The organism is Syntrophorhabdales bacterium, from assembly GCA_035541455.1.
In the GTDB taxonomy this organism is placed as follows: Bacteria; Desulfobacterota; Syntrophorhabdia; order Syntrophorhabdales; family WCHB1-27; genus JADGQN01.
Genome location: DATKNH010000073.1, coordinates 47,203 through 63,644, shown reverse-complemented (window position 1 = coordinate 63,644; position 16,442 = coordinate 47,203). Strand labels below are relative to the sequence as shown.

General features: G+C 51.7%; 17 protein-coding genes. 5 read left to right on the top strand and 12 right to left on the bottom strand.

Annotated elements, in window-relative coordinates:
* The first annotated feature begins 149 nt into the window (after nt 1-149).
* The 5 genes from VMT71_07755 (at nt 150) to VMT71_07735 (ending at nt 5,184) form a co-directional block, all read left to right on the top strand.
* Nucleotides 150-917: a dihydroorotate dehydrogenase electron transfer subunit gene (locus VMT71_07755; protein HVN23851.1), complete on the top strand. Its 768-nt coding sequence runs from the start codon at nt 150-152 to the stop codon at nt 915-917.
* A complete protein-coding gene (locus VMT71_07750) occupies nt 899-1,801 on the top strand; it encodes a dihydroorotate dehydrogenase (GenBank protein ID HVN23850.1) in 903 nt (300 codons plus the stop codon). The genes VMT71_07755 and VMT71_07750 overlap by 19 nt, the downstream gene beginning before the upstream one ends.
* On the top strand, nt 1,794-3,458 hold the full coding sequence (gene recJ, locus VMT71_07745) for a single-stranded-DNA-specific exonuclease RecJ (GenBank protein HVN23849.1): 1,665 nt from the start codon (nt 1,794-1,796) through the stop codon (nt 3,456-3,458). The genes VMT71_07750 and recJ overlap by 8 nt, the downstream gene beginning before the upstream one ends.
* Nucleotides 3,459-3,646: 188 nt before the next feature.
* The gene (locus VMT71_07740) at nt 3,647-4,597 is read left to right on the top strand and encodes a hypothetical protein (GenBank protein HVN23848.1); all 951 of its coding nucleotides are present in this window, start codon (nt 3,647-3,649) and stop codon (nt 4,595-4,597) included.
* 104 nt (nt 4,598-4,701) lie between these two features.
* Nucleotides 4,702-5,184, top strand: a complete 483-nt coding sequence (locus VMT71_07735) for an adenosine-specific kinase (protein HVN23847.1) — start codon at nt 4,702-4,704, stop codon at nt 5,182-5,184.
* A gap of 210 nt (nt 5,185-5,394) precedes the next feature.
* On the opposite strand, the gene ahcY is transcribed toward VMT71_07735, so the two are convergent.
* The 12 genes from ahcY to lptC form a co-directional block, all read right to left on the bottom strand.
* Entirely contained in the window at nt 5,395-6,717 is a 1,323-nt protein-coding gene (gene ahcY / locus VMT71_07730; GenBank protein ID HVN23846.1) for an adenosylhomocysteinase, read from the bottom strand.
* 9 nt (nt 6,718-6,726) lie between these two features.
* A complete protein-coding gene (gene metK, locus VMT71_07725) occupies nt 6,727-7,890 on the bottom strand; it encodes a methionine adenosyltransferase (GenBank protein ID HVN23845.1) in 1,164 nt (387 codons plus the stop codon).
* Nucleotides 7,891-7,925: 35 nt separating this feature from the next.
* A complete protein-coding gene (gene ptsP / locus VMT71_07720; GenBank protein HVN23844.1) occupies nt 7,926-9,722 on the bottom strand; it encodes a phosphoenolpyruvate--protein phosphotransferase in 1,797 nt (598 codons plus the stop codon).
* On the bottom strand, nt 9,719-9,985 hold the full coding sequence (locus tag VMT71_07715) for an HPr family phosphocarrier protein (protein HVN23843.1): 267 nt from the start codon (nt 9,983-9,985) through the stop codon (nt 9,719-9,721). Before VMT71_07715 ends, ptsP begins: the two co-directional genes overlap by 4 nt.
* Nucleotides 9,982-10,398 (bottom strand): PTS sugar transporter subunit IIA, encoded by a 417-nt coding sequence (locus VMT71_07710; GenBank protein HVN23842.1) that lies wholly within the window; start codon nt 10,396-10,398, stop codon nt 9,982-9,984. Before VMT71_07710 ends, VMT71_07715 begins: the two co-directional genes overlap by 4 nt.
* Nucleotides 10,395-11,249: an RNase adapter RapZ gene (rapZ, locus tag VMT71_07705; GenBank protein HVN23841.1), complete on the bottom strand. Its 855-nt coding sequence runs from the start codon at nt 11,247-11,249 to the stop codon at nt 10,395-10,397. Before rapZ ends, VMT71_07710 begins: the two co-directional genes overlap by 4 nt.
* Complete coding sequence (gene hprK / locus VMT71_07700) at nt 11,246-12,187, bottom strand: HPr(Ser) kinase/phosphatase (protein ID HVN23840.1); 942 nt, start codon at nt 12,185-12,187, stop codon at nt 11,246-11,248. Before hprK ends, rapZ begins: the two co-directional genes overlap by 4 nt.
* Nucleotides 12,184-12,651 (bottom strand): PTS sugar transporter subunit IIA, encoded by a 468-nt coding sequence (locus VMT71_07695; GenBank protein ID HVN23839.1) that lies wholly within the window; start codon nt 12,649-12,651, stop codon nt 12,184-12,186. The genes hprK and VMT71_07695 overlap by 4 nt, the downstream gene beginning before the upstream one ends.
* Nucleotides 12,648-13,172 (bottom strand): ribosome-associated translation inhibitor RaiA, encoded by a 525-nt coding sequence (raiA, locus tag VMT71_07690; GenBank protein ID HVN23838.1) that lies wholly within the window; start codon nt 13,170-13,172, stop codon nt 12,648-12,650. The genes VMT71_07695 and raiA overlap by 4 nt, the downstream gene beginning before the upstream one ends.
* 258 nt (nt 13,173-13,430) lie before the next feature.
* Nucleotides 13,431-14,804 (bottom strand): RNA polymerase factor sigma-54, encoded by a 1,374-nt coding sequence (gene rpoN, locus VMT71_07685; GenBank protein HVN23837.1) that lies wholly within the window; start codon nt 14,802-14,804, stop codon nt 13,431-13,433.
* Entirely contained in the window at nt 14,791-15,534 is a 744-nt protein-coding gene (lptB, locus tag VMT71_07680) for an LPS export ABC transporter ATP-binding protein (protein HVN23836.1), read from the bottom strand. Before lptB ends, rpoN begins: the two co-directional genes overlap by 14 nt.
* Nucleotides 15,531-16,442: an LPS export ABC transporter periplasmic protein LptC gene (lptC, locus tag VMT71_07675; GenBank protein ID HVN23835.1), complete on the bottom strand. Its 912-nt coding sequence runs from the start codon at nt 16,440-16,442 to the stop codon at nt 15,531-15,533. Before lptC ends, lptB begins: the two co-directional genes overlap by 4 nt.

The window sequence follows — 16,442 nt, the reverse complement described above, 5'->3', positions numbered from 1 at the left end:
CTTCTTTCTGGAGGTGCGGGAAAGCAATCAGGACGCAATAGACTTATATACAAAGTTCGGTTTTGAAATGATCGGAAGGCGCAAACGCTATTATACCAAGACAAACGAGGACGCGCTGGTAATGCACCTTGCCTGCGGGAGGAACGAGCATGCGTGACGCAGAAGGTCTGATCCTGGAAAACAGACCGGTATGCCGGGATTTTTATCGGTGCAGGATCCAACTGACCACACCCATGGATAACGTGACCCCGGGGCAGTTTGTCATGGTCAAGATGCCCTCGTCCGAAATCTTTTTGAGGAGACCCTTCAGTATCTACGACTGCGGAAATCAGACTGTTACCATCCTCTATCGCGTTGTGGGCAAGGGTACGCAAGCGCTGGCTTCTGCCGGACGAAAAGAGAGACTCATGGTTCTCGGGCCTCTCGGCCGCGGTTTTCAGATACAAAGGGGTTTCACACCAGTGCTTGTGGCAGGCGGCATCGGCATAGCAGGTCTTCACCTCCTATGGAAGAAGGTGCGAAAGGGAGCACATGTTCTTTACGGATGTTCCGCAGACAAAGAACTTCCGCTTCTCGGACGGATGGGCCAAGCTGCAAGCAGTGCCGGACAAGCTGTCTGCACGCTCGACGGATCAGCAGGATTCTGCGGGAACGTCGTCCAGCTGCTCGAACAGTCTCTCCCGCTGATCGGCGGAAAACCTTACGTGTACGCCTGCGGACCGCAGGCCATGTATGCGAGCCTGAAAGTTTTCCTGAAGGACAAGGGCATACCTTGCCAGGTGCTTGTGGAGGAACGCATGGCATGCGGCCTCGGCTTATGTTTTGGATGTGTAAAGAAGACTCTGGACCATCGGGAGCCCTATAAGAGGGCCTGTCTGGAAGGACCGGTATTTGACTTATGGCAACTCTCTCTGTAGACCTTTTTGGAAGAAGGCTGAGGAACCCTGTGATGAATGGGTCGGGTACCCTCGGCTACGGACGGGAGATCGAGCCTCTGTGGCCCGTCGATACCCTTGGCGCCTATGTGACAAAGGGGTTATCCCTCAAGCCCCATCACGGCAACCCGCCTCCGCGCGTCTGGGAAGAAGGCACCGGGATGCTCAACAGCGTGGGGCTGCAGAATGTAGGTCTCGAAAAGTTTTTTTCAGACTATTTCCCTTTGTTCAAGAAAAGGAATACACCGATAGTGGTTAACTTCTTCGGATTCACGGATGAGGAATATATCGAGTGTGCGTCCAGCATAGAACCGGATCCCCTTATTCTTGCGCTCGAAATCAATTTATCATGCCCCAATGTGACCAAGGGAGGCATTTGCATGGGCAAGGAGGCGCAAGGGGTCTTTTCCATTATCGAGAGGGTAAAGAAGAGAACACGGCTTCCGCTGATCGCCAAGCTGACGCCGGAGGTGACTGACATTGTGGAAATCGCAAGGGCCGCAGTCAGCGCGGGCGCAGACGGCCTCACCCTCATAAACACTATGCCGGCCATGGCAATAGATGCCGCATCCAGACGGATAGCCTTTCGCGGCGGATTTTCAGGCCCCGCGCTAAAGCCGGTTGCGCTGAAGGCCGTGTCAGACGTGTCTAGAGCCGTCCATGTGCCGGTGATCGGAGCCGGAGGCATCATGAATCATGAAGACGTGCTTCAATTTCTAATGGCAGGCGCGCATGTAGTGGAAGTGGGCACAGCCACTTTCGTCGATCCCTTTGTCATACCCAAAATACTGACAGGGCTTGCCAGATACATGGAAGAGCAGAAGATTTCCGGCTTAGGCAGTCTCATCGGCGCGGCGCATGCTTAAGATCGCCCAGTACGATGAGAGCGCCGTCAAGACCATACAGGCCGAACTGGGTCTTCCTTCTCTTATCGCGCAGATTCTCGTTACGCGCGGCCTCCATTCGCCTGACACTGTTCACCCATTCCTTTCGCCGAAGCTTGAATCCCTGTCTGATCCTTACCTGCTGCCGGATATGGAAAAGGGTGTAGCCAAGACAGTGGAGGCGATTGAGACCGGAAGAAGAATAGCTCTTTTTGGAGACTATGACGCGGACGGTATCACCTCGGTCGCCCTCATGAAAAACTTTCTGAAACAAATGGGCATTGCTCCTGACGCCTACCTCCCCAGTCGTCAGGATGGATATGGCCTTAACGAAAGGGCGGTAAGAATGTTCAGCGAGCAAGGTGTTGACCTCCTCATCTGCCTCGACTGCGGATCGTCAAACAGGGCAGAGATAGAGTCAGCGCATCGACTGGGCATCGAGGTCATCGTACTGGACCACCATGAAGTGTCCGGCACACCGGCGCACCCCTACGCACTTATCAACCCGAAACGTGAAGGGTCACGCTTCCCGACACGGGAATTGGCTGCATGTGGCGTGACCTTCTTTTTTCTTCTTGCCCTCAGACGAGCTCTCGCTGAGCGCGGCCTGCTCAGAATGAGCATAAACCTTAAGAGGGAAATGGATCTGGTTGCCGTGGGCACGGTGGCAGACATGGTGCCTTTGACAGGGGACAATCGCCTGCTGGTGAGGTTCGGCCTTGAGACCATGCGCAAGAGGCCAAGGACATGGTTTAAATCCTTTCTCAAGAAACATGTGGTTCGCAGGGAACGCACCGACGAGTTTACGTTGGGTTTCGGCGTAGCCCCGCGTATAAATGCAGCCGGTCGCGTTGCCGATCCACAGATCGCCCTCGCCTTTCTTACCGCCGACCTTGAAAGCGAGACTGAAGAATATCTCTTAAGACTGAACGAGGCGAACAGAAAGAGGCAGGATCTCGAGGAAGGCATTCTCAGAGAAGCAATGGAACAGCTTGGGATGGAGACGGTTCACAGAGAGAACTCCATTGTGCTTTTTCATCAGGATTGGCCCATAGGAGTGCTCGGCATCGTGGCGCACAGACTTGTGGATCGAATCGGAAAGCCCGCAATCGTCCTCACTCGCACAGAGAGGGCTTGGAGAGGCTCTGCGCGCGGCCTGGAGGGCATGGACCTGCATGGTACGATCTCATCGCTTGCGCCTCTCTTCCTCGCCTTTGGGGGACACAAGCATGCATGCGGCGTCACGCTTCGCGAGGAGAATCTTGTGCCCTTGCGCAATGCGTTCGAGCAGGAAGTTAAAACGAGCATGGCAGGGTTTGTAAGGGAAGTTGCGGTCGATGCTGTGGCAGAGTATGGAGATTTGACGAAGGAAGTTGTAGAAATGATAGACCTGTTCGCGCCCTTTGGCATAGGCAATCCCCGGCCGAACATTCTGCTTCCTTCCTCGGCGGTGTCGCTCAGCAACAGCTTCGCCAGGATAACCGACAACAACAAAAGAATCTGGCACGGGTCCGTTCAGAAGGGTGCGTCGCCACCCCCCGGCCCTGTTGCGCGGATCGTTGCGACGCCGACCATTCGGGAGGAGATGGGAGAAAAGTTCGTCCATCTCTTAATCAAGGAATTCGTGCCGTCAGAGTAGAAAATAGGAAAAACCTTTTACGAGTTCCGGGTTGCGCGTTCAAACAAACTTCGAAGAAACTTCGGTCTCACAGGTTAGGCACGGTTTGATTAACCCGTAACAGGTTCTTGTTTGCAATTCGTAACCTGCAACAGCATTTTTGACCCGTAACTCGTAACGCGTCATTCACTTGGTATATAATAGTACCCATGGAACAATTCGTTGATGCCCTCGCGCACTGCCAACTCTGCCCGAGAAATTGCGGCGTCAATCGTCTGGAAGGGCAGACCGGATACTGTGGTGCGGGTAACCGTATACGGGTTGCGCACTGGGGACTTCATTTCGGCGAGGAACCGCCGATCTCAGGCACACGAGGCTCCGGGAACGTATTCTTTTCACCGTGCAATATGCGCTGCGTTTTTTGTCAGAACTATCAGATAAGCCACGAGGTGCTCGGTGAAGAAACCTCAATAGACGGGCTGGTGGGAACCTTCTTCAAACTTGAAAGGCTCGGCGCTCATAACATCAATCTTGTCAGTCCTACGCCTTATGCGCCTCTGATCGCAACGGCAATCCGCATAGCAAAAGAGCGGGGGTTGCACATCCCTTTCATTTACAACACAAATGCTTACGAAAACGTCAGTACGATTGCGATGCTCGCAGGGTTGATGGATATCTATCTACCCGACTTCAAGTATTGGCACGCGTCTATAGCCGGAAAACTCTCTTCTGTCGATGACTATCCTGCAGCTGCTATGATGGCAATCCTCGAAATGAGACGCCAGGTGGGTGACTTGAAGATCGAGTCCGGCCTGGCAACGCGAGGCCTGTTAATCAGGCATCTGGTACTTCCCGGCAAGCTCGCAGGCTCCGAGCGCGTCATCGCATGGGTAAGAGCAGAATTGGGCTCACAGACAGCGCTCAGCCTCATGGCGCAGTATCAGCCCTTGCACCGAGCTGTCGAATACCCGATGCTCATGCGGACGATAACGAATGATGAATACGAAGCCTTGCTGGACGTGCTCCTGGATCAAGGATTCGATACTGTATTTATCCAGGAGTTGGAAAGCGCTCCGCTTTTTGTACCGGACTTTACGCGAGCAGAACCATTTGAAGAACAAATCCGAAACTCTAAGCACGAAATTCTAAACAATGCCTAATGTCCAAAACTCAAAACGTGTTTCCGATAATCTCGAAAATTTGACCTTCGGAATTGTTTAGGATTTAGATATTCGATATTCGGATTTGCAAAGGGAGGTACTTTATGGAGCTCAAATCAATCAAGGTTGATATCCCCGAAGGACTGAATATCATCATCGGACAGTCACACTTTATTAAAACCATCGAAGACCTGTACGAAATACTCGTCTCTTCGTCGCCGATGCTCAGGTTCGGCGTTGCCTTCTCAGAGGCGAGCACAGAGTGCCTCGTGCGTCACGAGGGGAACGACGCCGATCTTGAAAAGCTCGCTGCGGACACGGCCTTTGCATTATCCTGCGGCCATATTTTCGTCCTGTTCCTCAAAGACGCTTTTCCGATCAATGTTCTGAATGCGATCAAAGCCTGCCAGGAAGTCTGCAGTATTTACTGCGCCACAGCCAATCCGCTCCAGGTGATCGTTGCCACGTCGGAGCAGGGCAACGGCGTACTGGGAGTGATCGATGGCTCCAAGCCGAAAGGCATAGAAACTGAGGAGCACAAGCAGCAACGAAAAGCACTGCTCCGGAAATTCAGGTATAAGTTGTAGCGCTTTTTGATTTTACGTGCGATCAACCAACCGTAGAACAACGCATAAGGTCAGTGCAGACGGCAGATTCAGAAGGGTTGGCGGCGTGGAAGAAAGCTCCAGATGCTAGGCGCTCAAGCCGCGAGGAGTGGAGGCGTACCTCGTGGTACGTTGGAACTCCGCGCGGCGCAGGCAACAACGCACATGGACTTTATCCCGCGCCGCCACTCTTTATGTTCCCATTTCCCACGATGCCAGATACTTCCGCTGCTCGCCCGTCAGTTTGTCTATCGCGATGCCTTCAGTCTGAAGCTTAAGAAGCGCTACCTGCTTGTCTATCTCGGGCGGCACGCTGTAGACTCGCTTCTGTAACGTCTTACCCTTCTTCCAGACGTACTCTGCACAGAGTGCCTGATTCGCAAAACTCATGTCCATCACTTCCGAAGGATGCCCCTCGGCGCACGCCAGATTGACGAGCCTCCCCTCCCCCAGCAAATAAATCTTCTTAGTGGGCAGGCTGTACTCATCAATGAAGCCGCGTAGTCTTTTCTTGCCGGTCTTCATCCCTTCCAGTGCATCTATATCGATCTCTACATTAAAGTGGCCTGAGTTGGCAACTACAGCCCCGTCTTTCATCTTTTCAAAGTGCTCTTTTCTCAACACATGTATATCACCGGTCACTGTCACGAAGATATCGCCGATCCTCGCGGCGCTGGCCATATCCATCACCTGGTAGCCGTCCATATGTGCTTCAAGCGCTTTCAAAGGATCGATTTCCGTCACGATCACATGAGCGCCCAACCCGGCTGCCCTTTTCGCCACTCCCTTGCCACACCAGCCGTAACCTGAAACCACGAAATTCGAACCTGCCATGAGTATGTTGGTCGCGCGGATAATGCCATCGATCGTACTCTGGCCCGTGCCGTAACGGTTATCGAACATGTGTTTCGTGAGTGCATCATTCACCGCGATCGCAGGGAAACGGAGCACACCTTCTGCCTCCATGCTCTTAAGGCGTATCACGCCTGTCGTTGTCTCTTCGGTCGTTCCCACGATATTGTCTATCAGCTCCTGTCTCTTCTTTTGACCCAGTGTCTTTACCCAATTCTGGATCGATTTGTGTAGACTCTCGTACCGCTCGAACGCAATCATATGCAGAGCGCCCACAAGATCGGCTCCATCATCCATCGTGATGTGCGGCATCAGCGCCAGCGCCTGTTGAATGTGCGTGTAGTACTGGTCGCCGTTCTCACCCTTAATGGAGAATGCCTGCACTTTCACATGCTTGACAATCGCGGCAGCCACGTCATCCTGCGTGCTCAGCGGGTTCGATGCGCAGACCGCAACGGTTGCGCCGCCTTCTTTCAGTGTGCGCATAAGATTGGCTGTCTCGGACGTAACATGGAGACAGCAGGCTATCCGCATTCCCCTGAGAGGCTTCTCTTTGCTGAAGCGCTCCCGTATCCTCCTTAAGACCGGCATTCTCCGGTCGGCCCAATCCACCCTCTCCAGTCCGGCGTTTGCAAGTTTCAGATCTTTAACGTCGTAATCCATTGTGCCCCCTCACACTGATGCCGCTTTTTTGATCATATCCACCATGTCAAGCCGCTCCCAGGTGAATTCAGGCTCCACCCTGCCAAAGTGACCGTATGCAGCCGTCTTTCTGTATATAGGCCTCAGAAGATCAAGCTTCTCTATTATCTTTCTCGGGCGCATGTCAAAGACCTCGTTGACAATCTCCGCTATTCTGTCAGGGCTTATCTTGGCGGTTCCCTCAGTATCGACCATCACGGAGACAGGCTTCGCCACGCCGATGGAATATGCAATCTGCACCTCCATACGATCCGCCAGTCCTGCCGCAACAAGATTCTTGGCGATGTACCGTGCCATGTAGGAAGCGCTCCTGTCCATCTTGGAAGGATCCTTTCCGGAGAAGGCGCCGCCCCCGTGGCTTCCCTGGCCTCCGTACGTGTCAACGATGATCTTTCTCCCGGTCATCCCGCAGTCACCTTTTGGTCCACCAACAACAAAACGGCCTGTGGAGTTCACATAGATCGTTGTCTTATCATCCATAAGTTCCCGGGGAATCACCTTCTTGATCACTTCCTCTATGATACCTTCCCTGATAGTCTGGTAGGTAACATCCGGGTTGTGCTGCGCCGCTATGACGACAGAATCGACTCTCCTCGGCTTTCTGTCCACATATTCTACGGTAACCTGGCTCTTCCCGTCAGGCCTCAAAAAGTCGAGGGCCCTGCTCTTCCTCGCGTCAGAAAGCCTTCGCACAAGCCTGTGCGCGTAAATGATCGGCATGGGCATATACTCTTCGGTTTCGTTACATGCATAGCCGAACATCAAGCCCTGGTCTCCGGCACCCTGCTCGTGATCCGACGTTTCGTTCACGCCCATCGCGATGTCGGGTGACTGCTCGTCGATTGCGGTAACCACCGCACAGGTCTCCCAATCAAAACCCATTGAGGAATTGTTGTAGCCTATATCCTTGATCGTCTGCCTCACGACATCGGGCACGTGTACGTAACAATTCGTGGTTATTTCACCTCCTACCAAGCAGAGCCCTGTTGTAACCAGCGTCTCACACGCCACCCTTCCTTTTTTATCCTGTGCCAGAATGGCATCAAGCACAGCATCAGAGATCTGATCGGCAACCTTGTCCGGATGCCCCTCGGTGACTGATTCCGACGTAAAAAGAAAACGACTCATTCCCATCTCATTTCCTCCTTTATATAATTACATTTATACAATTACATTGCGGTTCTATCAGTGGATACCTGTCCAAAATCGTCGGGGAAGAGCTTCGTCATCTCCTTTCTCACAAAGGCCTCACTTTCTTTCGGTGAATCTTTAGCGAGAACTTCCGCGACAAGGGTCTTGCAATAGCTATGCCTCAAGCCCCGGATCATCTTCTTAACCCTCGGGATCGAATAGGCATTCATGCTCAACTCATCAATCTCCAGGCCAAGCAGTATGGGAACATAGAGGGGCTCCCCTGCCATCTCCCCGCAGATGGCAACTTCAATATTGTGTGCATGGGCATCATCGACTGTCTTTTTTATCATTCTCAGCACAGCCGGGTGAAGGGGTTCATACAGATACGATACATACTCATTGACCCTGTCTATTGCCAGCGTGTACTGAATAAGGTCATTTGTCCCGATACTGAAGAAGTCGACTTCGTCCGCCAGAAGGTCTGTAATCATGCAGGTGGACGGGACTTCCACCATGATGCCGATCTTTATATGCTCATCGAAGTCCACCTTTTCGTCGCGAAGTTCATCCATACACTCCCTCAGAAGGGCCTTTGCTTTTTTCACCTCTTCCATACCCGATATCATCGGAAAAAGAATCTTTAGCGGCCCGTGGGCACTCGCCCGCAGGATGCCGCGAAGCTGTGCCTTGAAGAGGTCGATCTCCTTGATGCAAAGGCGGATCGCCCGCAACCCCATTGCGGGATTTATTTCCTTAGCAACCTCGATATTGGAGGAGAACTTATCGCCGCCTATGTCGAGCGTGCGTATAGTCGTATACCTGACATTGCCATTCTCTGCAAGTTTACGGTAGATATGGTAATGATCCATCTCTGTCGGCAGCGTTTTGCTGGATAGGTAGATATATTCAGTCCTGTAAAGGCCGATGCCTTCGGCCCCGTAACGCTCGACAATGTCCATCTCGGCAAGTAACTCGATGTTGGCACCCACGCGCACCTTGAAGCCGTCCTGAGTTTCTGCTTTAAGCTTTCCAAGCCTCAGGAACTCCTTGCGCTGGGCGGTCAGATGGGCGTGCCTCATCAGGTACTCTTTCTGCAGGCCCTTGTCGGGGTTGACAATCACCGCGCCCTCATCACCATCTATGATAACGGTGTCACCGTCTTTTGCAATCGCAGTAATATTGCCGAGCCCCACTACCGCCGGTATCTCCAGAGCCCTTGCCACTATTGACGTGTGCGACGTCCGGCCGCCCACGTCGGTTACGAACCCCGACGTCCTGTTCAGATTGATCTGAATCGTGTCGGCAGGTGAGAGATCGTGGGCCACGATAATACCCTTCCCGCGCACGCTCCTCTCGTAAATACCTTCCACTTCCCTATTTACCATGATGCGCAGGAGTCTTTGATATATGTAATCAAGATCCTGCCCCCTCTCTCTCAAATAAGGGTCTTCGACTTTTCCGAAACCGGTCAGAAATTTTGAAACCACGAGGTCAAGGGCCCACTCCGCATTGACCTTCCTCGATTTTATTGTGTCGACAACTTCCTTAATGAAGGATTGATCCTGCAGCATCAATATATGCGCGTCTATTATGAAAGCGTGCCTGCGTATATCGTCATCAGGAATGTTCTCTTTGATGCTGTTCAGTTCATTGACAGCATTTTTTATCGCGTTCTGAAACTTGGCAATCTCTTTTTCGGTCTGCTCCTCTTTGATCGAATACTTCTCTACATGGATCCTTCCGCGCTCCAGAAGATAGACCTTGCCTATGGCAATCCCGGATGAGACGCCAAGGCCGCGCAGCATCTTGTTGTCGAAGCTATCCTCTGTCACCGCTCGCCAAACCCGTCCTCTATCAAATCTTTCAATGCTTCAAAAGCCTCGGTTTCATCGTTCCCCTCTACTTTGACCATGATGTCCGAACCCAGGGGGCAAGCCAGCATCAAAAGACCCATTATGCTCTTGCCGTTCACGCGTGTCCCGTCCTTTTCCACCCAGACTTCAGAATCATACTCGCCCGCCTTTTTCACGAAAATTGCGGCCGCACGAGCATGAAGACCCAAGCGGTTTCTGATCGTGAGCAGCCCTTCTCTCACGGGATCTCCGGCTTTTTGCTGCGGAGCACATCGGTCGCCACATATATGTTTCTCTTGCCATACCCTGATATGAATTCGGCCAACTCAGCCAGTGTCTTGTCCTTTCTATAGGTGACAAGCTTGATCAGCATGGGAAGATTCACTCCGGTTACCACCTCTACCTTCCCTGCTTCCAGAAAAGAAAGGCTTATATTGGACGGAGTTCCACCGAACATATCGGTGAGAATAATCACTCCCTTTCCGGCGTTAACGCTTTTGAGAGCAGCCACTACTCTGCCCTTAATGGCCTCGACATCCTCGTCCGGGAAAATATCCACGTAAGTAAATTGTTCCTGCTTGCCCACAATCAGCTCTGTTGCAGCAACCATTTCGCGGGCAAGGTTGAAATGCGCCACAACAATGATCCCTATCATCGCCCCTCCCTCTCTATATCCCGATGGATCGAGGACATCTTATAACCCATAGCGCGCAGGTTGTGTTCGAGCTCAGCCACTACGGACACGGACCTGTGCCGTCCGCCGGTACATCCTATGCCGACGGTAAGGTAGCTCTTTCCTTCCTTTTCAAAAAGCGGCAGCAGGTACATGAGAAAATCAAGCAACATGGGAAAGAACTTACCATAAATCTCGTTGGACTTTACATACCCTATCACATCAGGCTCCAGGCCCGATTTTTCCCTCAACCCCTTGACAAAGAACGGGTTCGGCAGGAAGCGTACGTCGAGAACAATATCGGCCTCCAGCGGAATACCGTACGCGTAGCCGAAAGAGACGAGGTTGATGTTCATCCTTTTCTCGTCCTGACCGTAAGCCCTGAGTACCAGGTTTCGCAGCCCGTGTGTGGTGTACTGGGAGGTATCGACCACATTGTCTGCCATCTCCTTTATCCAGTTCACCTGTTCCCGTTCAGTTTGCAATGCATCCTTGATATTTGACTCGGCGTACAGCGGATGAGCCCTTCTGGTCTCAGTGAATCTGCGAAGGAGCGTCTCGTCGCTGCTTTCTAGAAAGACCAACTCTGCCTGAAACTTCTCTTTGACGCTCCTGAGCACCTCTCTTCCCTCTTCAAAAAACTCCCTCTCCCGTATGTCTATAACAAAGCCACAGCGGGCTATTCGCTCACCCGCCAATTCGTATACCTCAAGAAATTTAGAGAGAAGAAAGAGCGGGAAATTGTCCACGCAGAAAAATCCGGTATCCTCGAGCGCTTTAAGAAAGGTCGTTTTGCCCGATCCAGAAATCCCGCTGACTATAACTACCTTCACGGTTTGTCCTTCCTCTGCATGGAGTCGAGTATTTTTTCATCAAGGTCCCTGGCGGTATGAACTCCCCCCATCTTCAGCACATGATTCCTGCAGGCGAGCTCAACTATTGTGGATGCGTTTCTGCCAGGACTCACAGGAATTCTCACTAGAGGGAGGTCTATGCCGAGCAATCTGTATTTCTCATCCTTGAGACCGATCCTCTCATATTCCATTGTCTTGTCCCAATCAACAAGCTCAACGACAAGCTCGATCTTTGTCCTGTCGCGAACGGCCGACACGCCAAAAAGGTGCCGTATATCCACGATACCCACGCCACGGACCTCGAGCAGGTTCTTTATCATTTCCGGAGCATCGCCAACCAGATCGAGCGCTGCCATTTTTTTTATCTGGATCGCATCGTCCGACACTAATCGGTGTCCACGCATGATCAATTCAAGTGCATTTTCACTTTTACCGATTCCGCTTCTTCCTATCATCAGTACGCCAACACCCATGATTTCCATGAGCACGCCGTGGATGACTGTGGAAGGGGCAAGTTCTTCCTCCAGGTATCTCATAATCCTGTCGATGAACGTAGAGCTCACAAGCTTTGTCCGGAGAAGGGGAATCCTCCTCTCATCCGCTTCGCGGAGCATCTCTTCCGGGACTTTGAGATTTCTGGTTACGATAAAGCAGACGACCTCTTGTCTGCAGAGCTCGCTGATAATCCTCCCTCTTTCTTCCGGACCAAGCTGCCTGAGAAATGAAATTTCAGTGTTTCCAAGGATCTGCACACGATGAGGATGGAGATAGACCATGAAGCCCGCGGCGATAAGGCCCAGCTTTTGTATTCTGGGATTGTATATCTTCTTGGAGAGGCCTTCCGAACCGGCTATGACTTCTAACTCAAATCCATATGCTTTGTTTTCGAGGAGCTCCTGGACCGTTATCCCCTTCATCCACTAAACTTCTTGTCCTCCTCCACGATGTCCTTGAACACCTGAGGAGCGTGCACCTCTTCCATCAGTTTCTTTCTGAAGGGGGCGTCCCTCACGATCCTGGAAATCCTTGACAACATCTTTAGATGCAAACCTGTGCTTGCTTCGGGCGCAAGGAGCAGAAAGAAGATATGCACCGGTTGGCCGTCAACGGCTCCAAAATCGATACCTTTCGCTGACCTCCCGAATGCGCAGAGAACGCTTTGCAAGTCCTTCATCTTCCCGTGGGGGATGGCCACCCCGTCACCTATGCCGGTACTCCCCAGTTTTTCACGGTCAAGAATTACTCTGACCCCTTCCTCCACGCTCTCTATCAGGCCCGTCTCCTTCAGTGATGAAACAAGCTCCGTCAAAACCTCTTCTTTTGTTTGCCCCTTGAGATCGGCTATAACACAGGTTTCCCTAAGGGCGTCACCTATATTCATGAAATTCTTCCTGCGGTCTCAATAAGGCCGTAATTACCGTCTTTCCGCTTGTACATGACGCAGACATTTCCTCGTTCGATACCTCGGAATATTATAAAATTGTTCCCCGATGCGGCCAGCTGCATTGCCGCCTCTTCCGGGTCCATGGGCTTTGCGTCAACCGGCTTCGTAACAAATATTTTCGCGCTTTCTTCCTCGGGCGCGGCGCCTACGAATTGAGGCTTCGCCTCCCTGTATCGCTTGATTTTTTCCCTGAAGCGCTTCAGCCTCACCTCGAGCTTGTCAACGATGCGATCGACCGCCGCATACATGTCATCCATCACTTCGTGGGCGTTGATGACCGCACCGTTGAGGGTAAACATCACATCAATCCTCTGCCTGTAGGTCCGCTCTATAGATAGCACCACATGAACATCGAGGGGAGTTTCGACGTACTTCTGAAGTCTCACCAACTTCTCCTCGACGTATCGTTTCAGGGTTTCATCAGGCGTAACGTGACGAAAACTTATGCTCAGATCCACGGCTCCTCCCCAGCAATTAAATAGATTCCGCGGTCAAATCTCCAATCCTGCACAGCCGTTACGAAGCATCCCCTCAATGCAAGGAGCACTTGCTGGCCGCCGGAATCTATCTGGCGATCTCAACCGACCGGGCACCCACAGCCGCAACGCGTCTGAAGGGTGAGGGGATGGCTCTGGCGGCCTTGCCGCGGGAGGGGGCGATGACGGCCCCCACAAGGGTACAATGCTATCAGACGAGGTACTACCTGTCAACTCAAATCAGTCCAGCCTTCTTCTCTCTCTTGACGACTGGATATGTAGCACTTCCCTGTATTTTGCTACTGTTCTCCGGGCTATTTTTATACTGTGTTGATTCTTCAAAAGGGCGACGATCTCCTCATCCTTGAGGGGATTTTTCCGATCCTCTTTGGATATGATCTCAGCGATCAGGTCCATGACGGCGTCCGTTGAAACAGCCTCTCCGTACTCGCTGCCCACGCCGGTGGTAAAAAAGAACTTCATCTCATATACCCCCGACGGGGTACCCATATACTTGTTCGTGGTTATTCTGCTGACGGTCGATTCATGGACTCCAATGTAGTGCGCAACATCCTTGAGTATCAGCGGTTTGAGGTAGCGTATGCCCTTCTCGAAGAATTCCGACTGAAAATCGACGATACTCTTGGAGACGAGGTAGAGTGTCTTCTGCCTCTGTTCCAGGCTCTTCATGAACCACTCGGCCTGTTTGATCTTTTTCTTGATGTAGTCGCGGGCGTCGCCGTTCAATTTCTCATCGCCGTGCATGCTCATGTAGTAACTGCTCATGCGCAGTTCTGGTATTCCATCATCGTTAAGAAGAACATCAAAGGTACCGTCTTCCGTTTTAACCACGTAGACGTCAGGTACCACATATATGGTCTGATCGCTCTCAAAATTGCGGCCAGGCTTAGGGTCAAAACTCTTGATCCTATCGAATACCTCCCTGATCTTCTCCATGGGGTGACCCGATTTCTTCGCGATCTCCTTTAAATCCATCTTACGGAAAAATTCGAAGTAGGAGTTCACCACCTCTTCAAAGACAGGGTCTTTCTCACCCTGCTCCCGGTATTGAATCAGAATACATTCTTTGAGGTCTCTGGCACCGACACCGGCCGGATCCAGCTTCTGCACCTTGAGAAGCACTCTTTCCAACGATTCGACCGGTACACCGGAGACTTCCGATATCTCATCCAGCGGGGAGGCAAGGTAGCCATTGTCGTTTATATTTTCAATGATCCACTCGCCCCAAAGACGTTCGTCGCTGCCGAAGTCGGAGACGCCAACCTGCCATCGCAGGTAATCGCGCAGGTCGCTTGCCTTCTTAACGATATTTTCGTAGTCGGGATAGTCCTTCTCTTCCCTGCCGAGAAAATCCTCAGACGGCGAGAATCTTTCCAGCCATTCTGCGATCTCCTCTTTCTTCTGGACCTCTTTTTCCTCCGCCGCAGCCGCCGGCTCTTCTTCAATCTCCAGGACAGGGTTTTCTTTGATCTCCTGCTCGATCGCCTCGATCAACTCCATCTGGGAGAGCTGAAGCAGCTTGATTGCCTGCTGGAGCTGTGGCGTCAATACCAACTGCTGGGCCAGCTTTTGAGTCTGCTTAAGTTCCAACATCTAAGTAAAATTCCTCTCCAAGATAAACCTCACGCACTACCTTGTTATTTACTATCTGAGACGGATCGCCTTCCAGGATTATTTTCCCCTCGCTCATGATGTAGGCCCGATCGCATATAGGCAAAGAATCTCTCACATTGTGATCGGAGAGCAGGACTCCTATCCCCCGTCTCTTCAGCCCGGTTACGACCCTCTTCAGGTCTGCAACAGAAATCGGGTCAATGCCGGAGAAAGGCTCATCCAGGAGTATGAAACGCGGAGTCAGCATCAGAGCCCGGGCCACTTCCAACCGCCGCCGTTCGCCACCCGATAAGAGGTCTGCATTGTTAGGGGCAAGGTGGTCCAGCTTGAAGGATTCCAGCAGCTCCTGGACCTTGTGCTCAATCACCTCGTGGTCCGCCTCATGGAATTCCATCACAGACTTGAGATTATCTGCGACGCTCAGTTTCTTGAAGATGGAAGGCTCCTGCGGCAAATACGTGATACCTTTTCTCGCCCTCATGAACATGGGGAGGGATGTGATCTCTTCATCGTCAAGGAGAGTCTTGCCCGCATCCGGCCTCAAAAAACCCACAACAGTATAAAAAGTGGTTGTCTTGCCAGCGCCGTTGGGTCCGAAGAGACCCACGATCTCACCTGTCTTGACGTCAAAGCTCACATCATTCACCACTCGCCTTGCGCCGAATGATTTTGAAAGCTCTTGAGCCTTAAGGATTGATTGCACGTTCACCGTTGTATTTTCATCTTCGGCCGCTCAACCGAAAATTTTCCAGACGAGAGGCTGTAAACGATCTTTTCGCCTTCCATATCCACCTTATCTCTGCTAACCCTCGGTGAATCTTCAAGCGTGACCTTGTCATCCTTAAAATAATATACTGCTCTGCCGCTTTTCGCAAGCGTGCCCTTTGCGTTGAGTACGACGTTGCCACGCGCATCCAGCTTGTCAACGGTATCTCCTGTGCTTGTTACATCTATCCTATCACAGAAAAGGGTCATATCTTCTCCCTTAACCGCGACACTGCCTTCAAATGTGTAGACGTTCTGTTTAACATCATAAGAAAAACGGTCCGACGAGAAGTTGAAACGACGTGTCTCCGTCTGGACCGTTCCACGTACGTCCTTCTCGATATGCACCACCTGCTTATCGGTATCCGCTACCATGCCAAGCCCCTGCATGGTCAATTTTTTCCCTTTCAGATCAACAGCGCTCCTGCTTGATACTCTTGAGCTTTTGAAATCAAAGTCCATACTCTTGCTCTTGACCGTATATTCATCCTTGTAGGTAATCTCCACGTCCTCCATTTTTCCCTTTTCGGCTTCCGTATCGAGATCCCCTTTACTGCCTTTGAACAATACAACGGTGTCGGGTCTCGGCTTGTAAGAACCATCGATATCCTCCAATTCCACTAGTGGTTTATCGATATATTTTCTTGCAACCTTAGCCCGCAGTTCCCAATCAACCGCACCCTTCTTTTCTCCTGAATAGCGTACATCGCGGAAAACGATTACCCGCTTCTCTTCTTCGACAACGTGCGTGATGGGTCGTTCCGGTCTCTTAACGAAAAAGTAGGCAGAATATAGAAGAATGCCGACTGCGAATCCGGAGGCGATATAGCCCGCTAGACTTCTTTGATTCAT

Bases quoted from the DNA above. Each gene is read 5' to 3' on its own strand.
- metK (HVN23845.1), bottom strand. From the start codon at position 7,890: ATGGGAATGAGTCGTTTTCTTTTTACGTCGGAATCAGTCACCGAGGGG.
- VMT71_07740 (HVN23848.1), top strand. From the start codon at position 3,647: ATGGAACAATTCGTTGATGCCCTCGCGCACTGCCAACTCTGCCCGAGA.
- rpoN (HVN23837.1), bottom strand. From the start codon at position 14,804: ATGTTGGAACTTAAGCAGACTCAAAAGCTGGCCCAGCAGTTGGTATTG.
- lptC (HVN23835.1), bottom strand. From the start codon at position 16,442: ATGAATCAAAGAAGTCTAGCGGGCTATATCGCCTCCGGATTCGCAGTC.
- ahcY (HVN23846.1), bottom strand. From the start codon at position 6,717: ATGGATTACGACGTTAAAGATCTGAAACTTGCAAACGCCGGACTGGAG.
- VMT71_07710 (HVN23842.1), bottom strand. From the start codon at position 10,398: ATGATAGGGATCATTGTTGTGGCGCATTTCAACCTTGCCCGCGAAATG.
- VMT71_07755 (HVN23851.1), top strand. From the start codon at position 150: ATGCGTGACGCAGAAGGTCTGATCCTGGAAAACAGACCGGTATGCCGG.
- VMT71_07695 (HVN23839.1), bottom strand. From the start codon at position 12,651: ATGAATATAGGTGACGCCCTTAGGGAAACCTGTGTTATAGCCGATCTC.
- recJ (HVN23849.1), top strand. From the start codon at position 1,794: ATGCTTAAGATCGCCCAGTACGATGAGAGCGCCGTCAAGACCATACAG.
- VMT71_07735 (HVN23847.1), top strand. From the start codon at position 4,702: ATGGAGCTCAAATCAATCAAGGTTGATATCCCCGAAGGACTGAATATC.
- hprK (HVN23840.1), bottom strand. From the start codon at position 12,187: ATGAAGGGGATAACGGTCCAGGAGCTCCTCGAAAACAAAGCATATGGA.
- VMT71_07750 (HVN23850.1), top strand. From the start codon at position 899: ATGGCAACTCTCTCTGTAGACCTTTTTGGAAGAAGGCTGAGGAACCCT.